The organism is Microbacterium sp. ABRD28 (assembly GCF_003850245.1).
Classification (GTDB): domain Bacteria; phylum Actinomycetota; class Actinomycetes; order Actinomycetales; family Microbacteriaceae; genus Microbacterium.
This window is the reverse complement of the sequence record NZ_CP031015.1, coordinates 2,773,383-2,786,678: the sequence shown is the minus strand read 5'-3', so window position 1 is coordinate 2,786,678 and position 13,296 is coordinate 2,773,383. Positions and strand designations below refer to the sequence as shown.

General features: G+C 69.6%; 17 protein-coding genes and 1 pseudogene. 15 read left to right on the top strand and 3 right to left on the bottom strand.

Features of this window, described 5'->3' with window-relative positions; all coding sequences use genetic code 11:
• Window positions 1-94: 94 nt before the first annotated feature.
• Both sp36 and DT073_RS13445 read left to right on the top strand, forming a co-directional pair.
• Window positions 95-313 carry a Sp36 family protein gene (gene sp36 / locus DT073_RS13450; RefSeq protein ID WP_124293847.1) on the top strand — a complete coding sequence of 73 codons (219 nt, stop codon included), beginning with the start codon at window positions 95-97 and terminating at the stop codon, window positions 311-313.
• Window positions 310-777 carry a RidA family protein gene (locus DT073_RS13445; RefSeq protein WP_124293846.1) on the top strand — a complete coding sequence of 156 codons (468 nt, stop codon included), beginning with the start codon at window positions 310-312 and terminating at the stop codon, window positions 775-777. The genes sp36 and DT073_RS13445 overlap by 4 nt, the downstream gene beginning before the upstream one ends.
• Before the next feature lie 132 nt (window positions 778-909).
• Here the strand turns inward: DT073_RS13445 and acs are convergent, their stop codons facing one another.
• Window positions 910-2,883: an acetate--CoA ligase gene (gene acs, locus DT073_RS13440; RefSeq protein ID WP_124294527.1), complete on the bottom strand. Its 1,974-nt coding sequence runs from the start codon at window positions 2,881-2,883 to the stop codon at window positions 910-912.
• 519 nt (window positions 2,884-3,402) lie between these two features.
• On the opposite strand from acs, the gene DT073_RS13435 reads away from it, so the two are divergent.
• From DT073_RS13435 to DT073_RS13415, 5 genes and pseudogenes are all read left to right on the top strand, one after another.
• A complete protein-coding gene (locus tag DT073_RS13435; RefSeq protein WP_124293845.1) occupies window positions 3,403-4,428 on the top strand; it encodes a TadA family conjugal transfer-associated ATPase in 1,026 nt (341 codons plus the stop codon).
• Window positions 4,425-5,339, top strand: coding sequence for a type II secretion system F family protein (locus tag DT073_RS13430; protein ID WP_124293844.1), 915 nt, complete (start codon window positions 4,425-4,427; stop codon window positions 5,337-5,339). Before DT073_RS13435 ends, DT073_RS13430 begins: the two co-directional genes overlap by 4 nt.
• Window positions 5,340-5,392: 53 nt before the next feature.
• A pseudogene (locus tag DT073_RS13425) lies at window positions 5,393-5,521 on the top strand (DUF4244 domain-containing protein); the annotation flags it as partial.
• Between the two features lie 21 nt (window positions 5,522-5,542).
• On the top strand, window positions 5,543-6,997 hold the full coding sequence (locus DT073_RS13420; protein ID WP_124293843.1) for a recombinase family protein: 1,455 nt from the start codon (window positions 5,543-5,545) through the stop codon (window positions 6,995-6,997).
• Between the two features lie 16 nt (window positions 6,998-7,013).
• Entirely contained in the window at window positions 7,014-7,250 is a 237-nt protein-coding gene (locus DT073_RS13415; RefSeq protein WP_124293842.1) for a hypothetical protein, read from the top strand.
• Here the strand turns inward: DT073_RS13415 and DT073_RS15875 are convergent.
• On the bottom strand, window positions 7,247-7,402 hold the full coding sequence (locus tag DT073_RS15875) for a TFIIB-type zinc ribbon-containing protein (RefSeq protein ID WP_164478100.1): 156 nt from the start codon (window positions 7,400-7,402) through the stop codon (window positions 7,247-7,249). The two genes, DT073_RS13415 and DT073_RS15875, sit on opposite strands and share 4 nt — an antisense overlap.
• A 17-nt stretch (window positions 7,403-7,419) precedes the next feature.
• On the bottom strand, window positions 7,420-7,593 hold the full coding sequence (locus DT073_RS15870; RefSeq protein ID WP_164478196.1) for a hypothetical protein: 174 nt from the start codon (window positions 7,591-7,593) through the stop codon (window positions 7,420-7,422).
• Window positions 7,594-8,345: 752 nt separating this feature from the next.
• On the opposite strand from DT073_RS15870, the gene DT073_RS15865 reads away from it, so the two are divergent.
• Genes DT073_RS15865 through DT073_RS13380 form a run of 8 tightly spaced genes read left to right on the top strand, consistent with a single transcriptional unit; the run spans window position 8,346 to window position 13,220 of the window.
• The gene (locus DT073_RS15865; protein WP_164478195.1) at window positions 8,346-8,492 is read left to right on the top strand and encodes a hypothetical protein; all 147 of its coding nucleotides are present in this window, start codon (window positions 8,346-8,348) and stop codon (window positions 8,490-8,492) included.
• A complete protein-coding gene (locus tag DT073_RS13410; RefSeq protein ID WP_124293841.1) occupies window positions 8,489-8,854 on the top strand; it encodes a hypothetical protein in 366 nt (121 codons plus the stop codon). Before DT073_RS15865 ends, DT073_RS13410 begins: the two co-directional genes overlap by 4 nt.
• Window positions 8,851-10,869, top strand: coding sequence for a bifunctional DNA primase/polymerase (locus tag DT073_RS13405; protein WP_124293840.1), 2,019 nt, complete (start codon window positions 8,851-8,853; stop codon window positions 10,867-10,869). Before DT073_RS13410 ends, DT073_RS13405 begins: the two co-directional genes overlap by 4 nt.
• 6 nt (window positions 10,870-10,875) lie before the next feature.
• A complete protein-coding gene (locus tag DT073_RS13400) occupies window positions 10,876-11,649 on the top strand; it encodes a hypothetical protein (RefSeq protein WP_124293839.1) in 774 nt (257 codons plus the stop codon).
• A complete protein-coding gene (locus DT073_RS13395) occupies window positions 11,646-12,029 on the top strand; it encodes a hypothetical protein (RefSeq protein ID WP_124293838.1) in 384 nt (127 codons plus the stop codon). The genes DT073_RS13400 and DT073_RS13395 overlap by 4 nt, the downstream gene beginning before the upstream one ends.
• A complete protein-coding gene (locus DT073_RS13390; protein WP_124293837.1) occupies window positions 12,016-12,549 on the top strand; it encodes a hypothetical protein in 534 nt (177 codons plus the stop codon). The genes DT073_RS13395 and DT073_RS13390 overlap by 14 nt, the downstream gene beginning before the upstream one ends.
• Window positions 12,550-12,586: 37 nt before the next feature.
• Window positions 12,587-12,907 (top strand): hypothetical protein, encoded by a 321-nt coding sequence (locus DT073_RS13385; protein WP_124293836.1) that lies wholly within the window; start codon window positions 12,587-12,589, stop codon window positions 12,905-12,907.
• A gap of 4 nt (window positions 12,908-12,911) precedes the next feature.
• The gene (locus DT073_RS13380; protein WP_124293835.1) at window positions 12,912-13,220 is read left to right on the top strand and encodes a hypothetical protein; all 309 of its coding nucleotides are present in this window, start codon (window positions 12,912-12,914) and stop codon (window positions 13,218-13,220) included.
• Window positions 13,221-13,296: the final 76 nt, after the last annotated feature.

The window sequence follows — 13,296 nt, the reverse complement described above, 5'->3', positions numbered from 1 at the left end:
AGGGAGCTTCCTGGGCGATCCCTCGACCGGCGTGCGCCCACGGAGATCTTTCCCAGCATCCGCCCGCGATACCGCCCCGACCACAGGAGCCTCGATGACGACGTGGGAGTACCTCACCACTCCGCTGCTGATCCACAACACCGCCGCCATCCTCAACAACTGGGGGAAGCAGGGCTGGGAGCTCGTGCAGGTCGTCCAGGGTCCGGAAGGGGGCCTCGTGGCCTACTTCAAGCGGCCCACCGGCGGCGGCGCTCCCAATGCGGCGCTCGGCGCGGCAGAGCAGGCGGCGCGCCAGTTCGGAGACGAGCAGTGAGCGTTTCGCAGCGCCTGGCCGAGCTCGGCATCGAGCTCCCCTCGGTCGTCCCGCCGGTGGCCGCCTACATCCCCGCCAAGGTGCACGGCGACCTGGTGTACACCGCGGGCCAGCTCCCGATGGTCTCGGGTGCGCTTCCCGAGACCGGCAAGGTCGGCGAGGGTGACGGTCTGGTGACCCCGGATGCCGCGGCGGGTTACGCCCGCCAGTGCGCGCTCAACGCCGTCGCGGCGGCGGCAGCCGCCGCCGGGGGCGTCGACCGACTGGTCGGTGTGCTGAAGGTCACCGGATTCGTCGCCTCGGTGCCCGCGTTCATCGGTCAGCCCGGGGTCATCAACGGTGCGAGCACCGTCCTCGGTGAGATCTTCGGCGACGCTGGTCGTCATGCCCGCTCCGCCGTCGGCGTGCCGGTCCTGCCCCTGGACGCCCCGGTCGAGGTCGAGGTCGTCTTCACCCTCGCCTGACGCCGCGCCGCGGCATCCCGCTTTCGCGGTTCCTCACGAAACCGCGAAAGTGCATCTGCGCGCCGAGGATGCGAGTGAACCCCGCACCCTCGGCGCCCAGATGCACTCTCGGCGCGGGTGAGCCGCGTGGGGCTACTTCACCTGGGCGGAGATGACGCTCATCACCGCGGTGTCGGCGAGCGTCGTGGTGTCGCCGACCTCACGGCCCTCCGCGACATCCCGCAGGAGCCGGCGCATGATCTTGCCCGACCGGGTCTTCGGCAGCTCACCGACGATGTAGACGTCGCGCGGCCGGGCGATCGGCCCGATCTGCTCGCTCACCCACGCCCGCAGCGCCTGCGCAAGCCCCTCGGGCGAGTGCTTGTCGAGGTAGCTCTGCTTGATGATGACGAAGGCCACGACGGCCTGGCCCGTCGTCTCGTCGGACGCGCCGACCACCGCCGCCTCCGCGGTGGCCTCGTGCGCGACGAGCGCCGACTCGATCTCGGTCGTCGACAGGCGGTGGCCCGAGACGTTCATCACGTCGTCGACGCGGCCGAGCAGCCACACGTCTCCGTCGTCGTCCAGGCGCGCGCCGTCGCCCGCGAAGTAGTACCCCTTGTCGCGGAACTTGTCCCAGTAGGTCTCCTTGAACCGTTCCGGGTCGCCCCAGATGCCGCGGAGCATCGATGGCCAGGGCTCGGTGATCACCAGCAGGCCGCCGTTGCCGTTGCCGACGTGGGTGCCGTCGTCGTCGACGACGTCGACCGAGATGCCGGGGAGGGGAACCTGGGCAGACCCCGGCTTGGTCTCGGTCACACCCGGAAGGGCGGAGATCATCATCGCGCCCGTCTCGGTCTGCCACCACGTGTCGACGATGGGCGTCTCGCCGTGGCCGATGATCTCGCGGTACCAGACCCACGCCTCGGGGTTGATCGGCTCTCCGACGGAACCGAGGAGGCGCAGGGACGACAGGTCGAACTTCTGCGGAACCGCGCGCCCGATCTTCATGAACGAGCGGATGGCGGTGGGAGCGGTGTAGAGGATCGTGACGCCGTACTTCTCCACGACCTCCCACCAGCGACCGGGGTGCGGGGTGTCGGGCGTGCCCTCGTACAGGACCTGCGTGGCGCCGTTCGCGAGGGGACCGTAGGTGACGTACGAGTGACCGGTGATCCAGCCGATGTCGGCGGTGCACCAGTACACATCGGTCTCGGGGTGGATGTCGTGGACGACCCGGTTCGTGAACGCGGCCTGGGTCAGATAGCCGCCGGAGGTGTGGAGGATCCCCTTCGGCTTCCCCGTGGTGCCGGAGGTGTAGAGGATGAAGAGGGGATTCTCGGCGGGGAAGGCGGATGCCTCGTGCTCGGCCGATGCCGCCGGGACGACGTCGTGCCACCACAGGTCGCGGCCCTCGACCCAGTCGACGTCGTTGCCGCCGCGGCGGACGACGAGGACGTTCTCGACCGTCTCCTGCGGGCCTGAGCCGTTGCGGTCGGCCAGCGCCATGTCGACGGCGGGCTTGAGGGGTGACACCTTCCCCTTGCGGTAGCCGCCGTCGGCGGTGATGACGAGCTTCGCGCCGGCGTCGTCGATGCGCGCCCGGAGGCTGTCAGCCGAGAAACCGCCGAAGACCACGGAGTGCACAGCGCCGATACGAGCGACGGCGAGCATCGCGGCGATCGCCTCGGGGATCATCGGCATGTAGATGGCCACACGGTCGTTGACGCCGACGCCGAGGCCCACGAGCACATTGGCGAGGCGCTTGACCTCATCGGTCAGCTCGGCGTACGTCACACGCCGCTCATCACCCGGTTCGCCCTCCCACAGCAGGGCGACGCGGTCGCCGTTGCCGGCTTCGACGTGCCGGTCGAGGCAGTTGTAGGCGACGTTGAGCTCGCCGTCGGCGAACCACTCGGCGAACGGCGGGTTCGACCAGTTCAGCACCTGCGTGAAGGGCGTGTGCCAGTGCAGCAGCTCGCGGGCCTGGTCGGCCCAGAACCCCTCGCGATCCTCATCCGCGCGGGCATAGAGATCGGCGTTCGCAACGGCGTCGTCGGCGAAACCCGGCGACGGCGCGAACCGTCGGTTCTCGTTCAACAGGTGATCGATCTGACTGCTGGTCATGCTCATCGGTGCGCGCTCCTTCGCGGGCGAACGGGTGCCGTTTCCGGCCACAACACTCGTGAGAGTACCGACGCCCCGCAACGCCTCACTACCTCCGTTAGTGGGTGGATGAGACGAATGTGATATTCCGATGAGAGATCGCCGGCGCCGTTTTGCCGGCCTGTGACGACTGCGTATGATCATCACCGGCCGAACTTCGATTCTGGCATTCGCGACGCCCGCCCATCCCCCCGAGCCAGGGCGTCGCAGGAGGCGGTATCCCATTCCCCCCCAATGGGATACCGCCTCCTTCTGTCTGTCGTCTTCTGGGGTCGGTGCGCCGCTGAGGCGCGTCGCGACCCGTCGAATACTGCCGCCTTCTCGCGACCCGGGCCGCGCTTTCTGACGAGTCGCGGGGCGGGGGGTCACACGGGGGGCGGTCCCCCGTCGTCTCCTGCACATCCTCGCCGGCTGCTCGACTGTCCACCGGTCCCGCCTCCGGCGCTGTGCGCAGTCTGTGCCGTCCCTACGGTCGAGGGCATGTCGATCCCGTTCGTCGCCCGTCCCCGCATCGCGGGAGGGGGCGGCGGCGCGAGCGAACCCGCACGGACCGGGGTTCGGCGGCCAGCGGTTCTCGACGCCTTCTCGCCGTTCATCGACGACCCGGATGTGTCGGACGTCTTCGTCAACGGCGCACAGGGTCTGTTCGTCGACCGTGGTGCGGGGCCCCGGCGCGCGGACGGGTGGTGTGCCGGCGAGGAGGAGGTCCGCGATCTCGCCGTGCACCTCATCGGTGCGGGCGGTCGCCACATCGACGACGCGACGCCGTGCGTCGATGTGCGTCTGGAGGGCGGGATCCGCGTCCACGCGGTGCTTCCGCCGATCTCGCCGGAGGGCACCCTCATCTCCCTGCGCATCCCGCGGCTGGGTACCCCCACTCTGGACGATCTCGCCGCGACGGGCATGTTCGACCCGCCCGCCCAACGCGCGCTCGAGCGATTGGTCGCCCGGCGGGCGAACCTGCTCGTCAGCGGCGCCGCCGGCGCCGGGAAGACCACGCTTCTGGCCGCCCTGCTGTCCGCCGCCCCCGCAGAGGAGAGGATCGTCACGATCGAGGATGTCGCGGAGCTGCGCCTCTCGCATCCGCACCATGCTCGCCTCGAGGCGCGCCAGGCCAACCTCGAGGGGGCGGGCGAGATCGCCCTGGCTCGGCTCGTGCGCGAAGCGCTGCGGATGCGTCCCGACCGGCTGGTGGTGGGGGAGTGCCGCGGGGCAGAGGTGCGTGAGCTCCTCTCGGCGCTGAACACCGGTCATGACGGAGGTGCGGGAACCGTGCACGCGAACGGGCTCGGCGATGTCGCCACGCGCCTCGAAGCACTCGGCGCGCTGGCAGGTCTCGGGGACCACGCGCTCGCCCGCCAGGTGACCAGCGCGATCGACGTCGTGCTGCATGTCGAGAGGAGCGGGAGCGGGCGCCGCCTCGCCGGCGCCGGGCGTCCGCAGCTGTCGTCGGTCGGTCGGCTCGAGATCGCGCCCGTGGAGCTGGCGGAGGTGGCCGGCCGATGAGCGCGCTCCTCGCCCGTCTCCCCGGTCGGGCCTCACCCGCTCCGCCCGCGACCCCCGCCGCCGACACCGTCCTGAAACTGGCGGTGCTGTTACAGGCGGGGGTGACGCCCGACCGGGCGTGGGAGCACCTCGCCGAGGCGGGGGATGCCGCGGCGCGGACGATTCGCGACCGGAGACGAGAGGGTGCCGCCCTCGCGTCGGCGATCAGTGGAACGGAGCCGGAAGCGAGTCCCTGGCGGGAGGTCGGGGCGGCATGGGAGGTTGCCACCGTCGTCGGTGCGCCTCTCGCGCCGAGCCTGCGCGGTCTGGCCGTCGCCCTCCGCGACGCGCAGGAGGCAGCGGATGAGATCCGGGTGGCCCTGGCCGAGCCCACCGGAACCGCCCGACTGATCGGCTGGCTGCCCCTTCTCGGGGTCGCGCTGGGGCTTCTGCTCGGCTTCGATACGGTCGGGATCCTCACGACGCACCCCCTGGGTATCGCCTGCCTCGTCATCGGCGGCGCCCTCATCCTCATCGCGCGGCGCTGGACGGCATCCCTCGCCCGCAGGGCCCGTCCGCCCGGTGGAATCGCGGGCCTCGACGGAGAGCTTCTGGCGATCGCCCTCAGCGGCGGCGTCTCGATCGAACGGGCGAGGACCCTCGTCGCCGCGGCATGCGGGACCCCTCCCGCGCCGGCGACCGTCGGCCTGCTCGATCTGTCACGGAGGGCTGGGGTGCCCGCTGTCGAATTGCTGCGCGCCGCTGCCGCGCTCGCGCGTCACCAAGCCCGCGTCGAGGGCAGGCTCCGTGCCGCGAAGCTCGCGACGAGGCTTCTCCTGCCGCTCGGCGTCTGCACGCTTCCGTCGTTCCTGCTCCTCGGGGTCGGACCCATGTTCCTCAGCGTCCTGTCCTCGTCGGCGCTCAGCCTTTGACACATCAACGAACGTGCCCACCGTCCACCCCATCGCAGAGAGAAGCGACCACCATGACCCACCCGCACGACACCATCACACGCCCGATCCGACTGACCCGCCGCCGCGCCGCGACCCTGTTCACCGACGACACCGGCGCGGCGACCGCCGAATACGCCATCGCGACGATGGCCATTGTCGCCGCCTCAAGGCAGAATTGACACATGGCCCCGAAGATGCCCGTGACCGTGCGCGCGGCCGTGTACGCGCGACAGTCCGTCAGCGAGCCAGAAGGCATCGAACGACAGACCGAATCGTGCCGCCAGCTCGCGCAGTCCCGCGACTACCACGTCGTGAAGGTCTACGAAGACGACAACGTCAGCGGCTACCGCGACCGGGGCGAGGGCACCGCTTTTGCGCGCATGCTCGAGGACGCCCGCGCCGGGAAGTTCGACGTGCTCGTCGTGCGGAAGCTCGACCGTCTCGCCCGGTCACTGTCTGCGATCGAATCGCTCACTGCCGCTCGTGTGCAGGTCGTGACGACCGACGGCGAGCTCGACCTCACGACGGTGAACGGGCGACTCATCGCCAACGTCTTAACCGCCGTCGCTCGCGCCGAGAGCGAGACGAAGGCCGAGCGGCGCGTGTTCGCTAACGCCGGGCGGCGCGTCGAAGGCATTCCGACCTCGGGGCGCGTGCCGTACGGCTACAAGTGGGTGCCGACGAAGGTTCGGAAGGAGCGCGGGAGCGTCGAGGCGTACGAACTCGACGGCGACCGCGCCGAGGACGTGCGGCGCATCTTCGAGATGTTCCTCGCGGGCGTCCCGCTCGGCTCGATCGCCCGCGACCTCACCGAGGCGAAGAAGCTGACTGTTTCGGGAGTGCCGTTCACGCCGACGACGCTCGGGCGGATGCTGCGCTCGCCGTACTACGCCGCGCGCCTGCCGCTCCCCGACCCGAACGGCGGTGCGTACGACCTCGACGCGATCACGCTCGACCGCACTGTCGCGGGAGCGTGGCCGGCGATCGTCACCGTCGCGCAATGGGAAGCGGCCAAGGCGAAGCTCAAGCATCCCGACCGGAAGACATCACCGGGCCCGACGCGGCGATGGTTGCTCTCAGGACTGGCGACCTGCGGCGTCGACGGATGCGGTCGCCCCATCGTCGCGGGCGGCGGCGAGAAGGGCATTCACTCGTACCGATGCCCGTCGATGCGACATTTCATGCGCCAGGGCGACCCCCTCGACGGCTTCGTCGAGCGCCACGCGGTCGAGTACATCGCCGAGCACCGCGGCGCCTTGCTCGCACCGCGCGAGCGTGCCGACGCCGCTGCCCTAACGGCGGAACTCGCCAAGCTCGAAGCGCTCGTCATAGAGCTCGGCGAGGACCGCGACGCCGGGCTCGTCGACCGCGCCGAGTACCTCCGCCGCCGCGATCGGCTCGTGAAGAAGCGCGACGCGCTGCGCCGCGACCTCGCCGAGGGGGCCGACCGGTCAGCGCTCGAGGGCATCGTCGACGCCGCCGACGTCCTGGCGACGTGGCAGGCGCTGACGCTCGGGCAGAAGCGCACCGTGCTCGGCGAGCTCTTCGAGATCCGCGTTCACTCGGTCGGGCAGGGTAACCGCCGCAACATGCCCGCCGAGAAGTTCGCCAGAACGCTGACGATCACGCCGCGCTAGGCGCTACGCTCGCGCCATGTTCTACGCGGGTATGACGGTGCGCCTTCCTGACGGTCAATTCGGCAAGATCGTCAAGCCCGCCACCGGGCCCGGTAATGGCGTCTGGCGCGAGTATCAAGGCGAAGACCAAACGGACCTGACCCCGATCATCGCCGTACTGAGTGAGAACGGCGAGCTTAGGCACTTCTCGGAACAGGCGCTGCGCGACGCGGGCAACGACCCGATCCGTCGCTCGGGAACGCTCGACCGCTAGCCGCCGTGGATCGCGGGACCGTCGAAGACAGGCGCCGGCGGCACGTCCGCGACCTCGATGACGCGACCGCAAGCGGGACAGCGGTAGGCGCCCGGCTCGTCACGCATCACGACGCCGCAATTCGGGCATCGCGGCTGCTCGATCAGATCCACGGGGCGAGCGTACCCGCCTAATCGTCGAGGTCGCGTACCTTCCGCGCCAGCTCGGCGACGACGCGCGCTGTCTCGGCTGTCGCGATCGCGAGAATGCGAACTTGCTCGCTCTCGGGGTTACCGCGTGCGATTGCCGCCGCCTGTCGATGAGCCTCTTCGGCGGCGTCTCTGAGTTGGAGGTATGTGGCCATGCGAGAACGGTAGTCGCAGGCTCAGACATCGCTTCGGGTGCGCTCGGATAGCGACGGCGGGCGCTGTTGCTAATGGCGCGGACCCCGGCGCGTTATCTCGAGGCGGTGGGGGCGACTACCCCGAGTCTCGCGCGGCGGTCACAACTCGCCCTGTCGCCACGGGGTTAATCCGAACCCGCACGCTAACTCACTCCCCGATGCGCTCCGAGTCTCCATGACCTCACCAGAAACGGCTACACCCCCTACCCCCGTAGAGACGTAGCGCGTTACGGCAACAACTGACGCGAAAATCGCAAAATAGTGACGTCGAGATTAACCAGAAACGGCACTACCCCCCCACCCCCCGGAAGAGGCGTCGTCGGGAGTACACACCCCTTCCGCCAAATCTGGTGAGCCTCGGCGGCCTCCTCTCACCTAATAGGCGAAAGTACCCGATCAGATGCCATTTCCGGCTTGCGTGCACGCTTGCTTAGGCGTTAAGGTGGTCTCGACCGCAGGCGTTGAATCGCCGACAGGCCCGGTGGACATCTAGGACACAGATCCGGGAGTTGCTGGCGGTCGTGGATCGCGGCTAGGGCTCCGGACCGATGCACCGGGGAATCACCGACACCGCACCGCACAGGACGACCATCCTTTGCGGGGGACGGCTCCAAACCCACCGCGGAAGCGGCGGAGGCTACAGCCGGTCGACCGACACTCGGCCCGACATCGGGAAATGAGTGCTCGCGGTCCGACCGATTGGGCTCCCCATCGTGGCCACCGTCGCCCCCACCGTCGACCCGCTCGACGAGCTTTTCCCAGACCCTGACGGCGTCATCGCCGCTCTCGTGGCGGATCTCCCCGCCCCTGAGACGTCGCGCGCCCTCCGCATCTCCGCTCTCCTGGCGGCCGCGCGATGAGCGGTGAGAACCGTCAGCCGTCCGACGCGACGCGGGCGAGCCGCGCGCTCGGCGGGCTCAAGGCCGCAATGAACATGAGCCCCGAGGAGCGGGCCGAGCGCGGACGTCGAGGCGCCGAGGTGACGAACGCGAAGAAGGCGGCGAAGCGCGCCGCGCAAGGGCTCCCGCCTACGAAGAAGCGTCCCCCGCAGCCATCCGCCGCCGCCCTCGCGCCGTGGCTCGAGGAGGTGGATCGGCGCTGGCCGGATCGGGAATGGTCAAGCCCCGAAGCCCGACGCCGTCAGGCGATCCTCCTTCTTCGCATGGCGACCGCTGAGGCCGTCGCCCAAGCGATGCGCAACGGCCACGAGGCAGGCAAATGAGCGCACTCGACCACGCCCTCGCCGCCGCTGTGCTTGGCTGGCACGTCATCCCGTGCGGCGTAGACAAGACGCCGCTCACGAAGCGCGGCCTCACCGACGCGAGCGCCGACCCTGACCGCATCCGCGCGTGGTGGGAGAAGCACCCCGAGGCGCTCCCCGGCATCGTCGCCGGCCCGTCGGGGCTCGCGATCGCGGATCTCGACGTGAAGGGCGACAAGGACGGCGTCGCAACGCTTGAGCGCCTAGGGCATCCTCTCCCGGCGACGTGGACGCAAGACACCCCCTCGGGCGGCGTGCATGCCTTTTTCGCCGTGCCCGACGGCGTCGAGCCGCCTAACGGATCCGCGGATCTCTTCGAGAAGGGCAGCGGCATCGACCGCCGCACGGGCAACTCGTACGCCGTCCTTTACACCGCCCCTCCGACATCGCTCGACGCACTCGCGTCGGCGCCCGACTGGCTCGTCTCGGGCGAGCCACGGCAGGCCGCGCCGCGCACGCGCGCGAGCGTCGAAGCGTTCCGCTCGCGACTCGTCGGGGGCAAGCCGTCGAAGTCAGTCAAGAAGGCAGCGCGCCGCTTCCGATCGAGCGGGATGAGTCACGGCGACCTCCTCGAAGCAGTCGCAGAGCTCGTGAAGCTCGGGCAGGCAGGCGAGCCCGGCGTCGCGGCTGTGCTCGACGCCGCCCGAGACACCTACGGGCGCGGATGGTCGGCCGACTACCTCGGGCACTTCGACAAGGCGCTCGCGGGCAGTGTGCGACGCTTCGGCCTGCCGTTGCCATCGTTCAAGCTCTCGAAGGTCGAGAAGCGAGCGATCAAGGAGCGGAACCGCCCCCGGCGAGTGGTCCCCGTGACTCTCGCCGCCTGTCACGAAGCCTTCCGCGGGTGGCTAGGCATCGACTACGACCTACAGGCGCTCAACGCCGTGCTCGCCGCCGCGGTCATCGACCGCATGGACGGCGATCCCGCTTGGCTCCTCGTCATCTCGGGCTCGGGCAACGCGAAGACGGAAACGGTCCAGCCACTCGCCGGCGCGGGCGCTCACGTCGTCTCGGCGATCGCCTCGGAGGGCGCGCTCTTGTCGGCGACCTCGAAGGGCGAACGCACCGCGAGCGCAACGGGCGGCCTACTGCGCGAGATCGGCGATCGCGGCATCCTCGTCGCGAAAGACGTGACTTCGATGCTCTCGATGAGCCGCGACGCACGCGCTCAAGTCTTCGCCGCGCTGCGCGAGGTGTACGACGGTCACTGGGTGCGTAACGTCGGCACCGACGGCGGACGTTCCCTTGAGTGGCGAGGCCGGATCACGGTCATCGGCGCCGTGACGACCGCATGGGATCGCACACACGCCGACACCATCGCCGCATTCGGCGACCGCTTCGTCGTCGTCCGCATGGACTCCACCACGGGACGCATCGCCGCAGGACGCAAGGCGATCGGCAATACCGGCAGCGAAGAGGCGATGCGCGCCGAGCTCGCCGCCACGGTTGCGGGCGTGCTCGAGGGCGCAGATCTCAGCGCCGACGGTCCCGGCGACGAAGACGCCGCGCGCATCCTCGCGGCGGCGGATCTCGTCACCCTCGCCCGCACCGCCGTCGATCTGGACTATCGGGGCAACGTCATCGACTCCCACGCGCCCGAGATGCCGACCCGTTTCGCGAAGCAACTCGCACAGATCTACCGCGGCGGGGTCGCGGTCGGCCTCTCCGCTGAGGATGCGCTCGCCCTCGCGATCCGCGTCGCGCGCGATTCGATGCCGCCGCTGCGGCTCGAGATCCTCGAGGACGTCGCCGCCCACCCTTGGACGCCGCTGCGGGACGTCGTGAAGCGCGTACAGAAGCCCCGCTCGACCGTTGACCGGCAACTACAGGCGCTCCACCTCCTCGGCCTTCTCACCGTCGACGAGGAGGTCGCCACCGTCGGGCTTGCCCTCCGCGAGACCACCACGTGGCGTTACACCCTCGCCGAGGGCATCGACGTCGGCGCCATCGCCAAACCCACCACCGAAAAGGAGTAACCCACCATGCCCGACTCAACTACTCAGCTCTCGTGGTCCGGCGCAGGCGGTCACTGGACGCTCCACGTCCTGCCGACCTCGTCGGTCGCCGCTGTCCGCGATATCAGCGTCAAGTGCATCGAGGCGCACGCGGCGCAGAAGACCGCGTGGCGCGAACTCACCGCCGCCCGCCGAGAAGCCGACGGTGTCGCCCGAGAGACGAACCGAGCCGCGTTCCAGGCCGGGAGCGACGGCAAGGTGCCTGACAAGAAGGCGCTCAAGAAGAAGAAGCTCGCCGCCATCGAGCGCGTCGAGGACGCCGAGCTCGACTTCACGGCCGCCACGGCGGCACTCGGGGCGCTTCGCATGAGCTACCTCGAGACGCTGGCGCACCACGCGCCCGCTCTCGCCGCCGAAGCACGCTCAGACGCCGAGGCAGGCATTCTCGAGCTCGCATCCGCACTCGGGATCGCCCGTCAGGCCGGCGCGAAGGTCGCATCGTCGACGGCGCTCCTCGCCGCGCTCCCGCGCGTGGTCGGCGGTGACGACTTTGCGCCCGTCCCGCCCGCGGCCAGCAAGAACAGCGCCGACGAATTCGGCGAAGGTCGCGCTCCCGAGGTTCACGCTCAGATCGCCGCAGACCGCCTCGTCAAAGCGATCGGCTTCGCTAAGCGAGTGCTCGACGATCTCGATGCCGCCGAGAAGGAGCAGACCGCGCGTTCTCGGCTCGAGGCCGAGGCAGACGAGGCGCCCGACCTCGACGACGACGACGAGGGCGACGACGGAGACGAGGAATCGTGAGCAAGAAGAAGGATCTCGAAATCGCCCGCGCAGAGATCGAAGCGGATCGCGCCGTCGAGCGCGCCCTCCGCGCGGTCGTAATGCGCCGCGAGGGATTCTCGTGGGGCGACATCGCCGACCGGCTCGGAATCTCAATCGTCGAGGCGCAGGAGCTCGCCCGAGTTGCGTACGCGCGCCTCGGTGAGGCCGAGGCGGAACAGCTGCGCATCGAGGTCGAGGATCGCCTCGACGCCCTCGTGAAAAAGGCTCATGTCGACCTCGCCCTCGCCGACTCACAGGGCGAGCGGACGGCGCTTTACCGCTTCCTGGCATCCGTGGAAGCGCAGCGCGCCCGCCTTCTCGGTCTCAATCTGAGAGGAGGCGACGATGCCCAGGGTTAGACGCAAGAGCACCGAACCACGCTTCGACCCCGTGCTCGAAGCGCTCAGCGAAGCCGCCGCACGTCTCGGCGGCGATACGCCGTCGGAGACCGGCATCGAGTTCGATCGTCGCCTCGCGAAGGCGCGCCGGCGTTGGGACCGGATGAGCCCGACCGAGCGCGCCGAGTGGAGGGCGACCTACCTCGCCGCCGAGCGCGAACGTCATCCATCCGTCGAGCCGAAGCTCCCTCGGCGGGAGGCCGAGAATCGCGACCTCTTCGCCGTGACGCGCGTGGGCGACTGGTACGCCCGACGCGCGGCAGAAGAGTCGGCCAGGGTCGCGCAGGAGCGGAAAGGACAGCCGGTCACCCCGAAACCGCGCCCCCCGCGGGCCACGCCGCCCGCTCCCGCGACGGATCGCACCCCCGCGCCCGATGAGCCCAAGAAGCGGGGAAAACGGCGCAGGCGGGTCGGTGTCACCGCGATCCAACTTCCAGACGGGCGCCTGATCGCGCCGATCTACGACGACGACGACCTCTAAGCCCCCCGACATCACCCCACCGAAAGGAAAACGCACCGTGAAGAACACACGAGCAACCCTCACCACTCCCGGCGACGCCGTCACGCTCGACGTGACCGAGGTGGCCGTCGTTGCCGTCGACATCGACGCGCCCGACGCGCTCGACCTCATCGCCGTCTTCGAGGCCGCCGTCCGACCGGGGCGATTCTTTCCCGTGTCGGCGACGCGGGTCGTCGGCCGTGACGTGCTGACGGAGATCGCGACCGGGACGGGCGCGTGGCGGCTGAACGTCGCGCCATACATCGCGTTCCGCGTGCGGCTCGACAGCCTCACGAGCGGAAGCGCCGACGTCGCCATCTCGGGCGCCCGCTTCTCCTAAGCCAGTGGACGAGACCGAATGCTGGTCGTGCGGTGTGAAGCTTCACCCCGAGCGACCCCGCCGCGTCGACTATCGCAGCGACCCCGACTTCCTGGTCGCCTGCCTCGTGTGGCTTGACCACACCTTCCCCAAACGCCGGAAACGGATAGCGGAATGGCAGCGCCTTGAGCGTGAGAGCGACGTCGACTACGTGCGAGAGCGCCTGCGGGAATTGCTCGCGCTCGACGAGAGCACCGAGGAAGAGGATGCCGAATTCGCGCGCCTCGCCGCGGTATGGAAGACCAACCACCACCGACAGGAGATCCGACCGTGACTGAAGACACCAAGCGCCTTGAGAAGCGCGAGAGCAAGCTCGTCGCCGAGCTCGAGCGACGGAAGACACCTTCGCA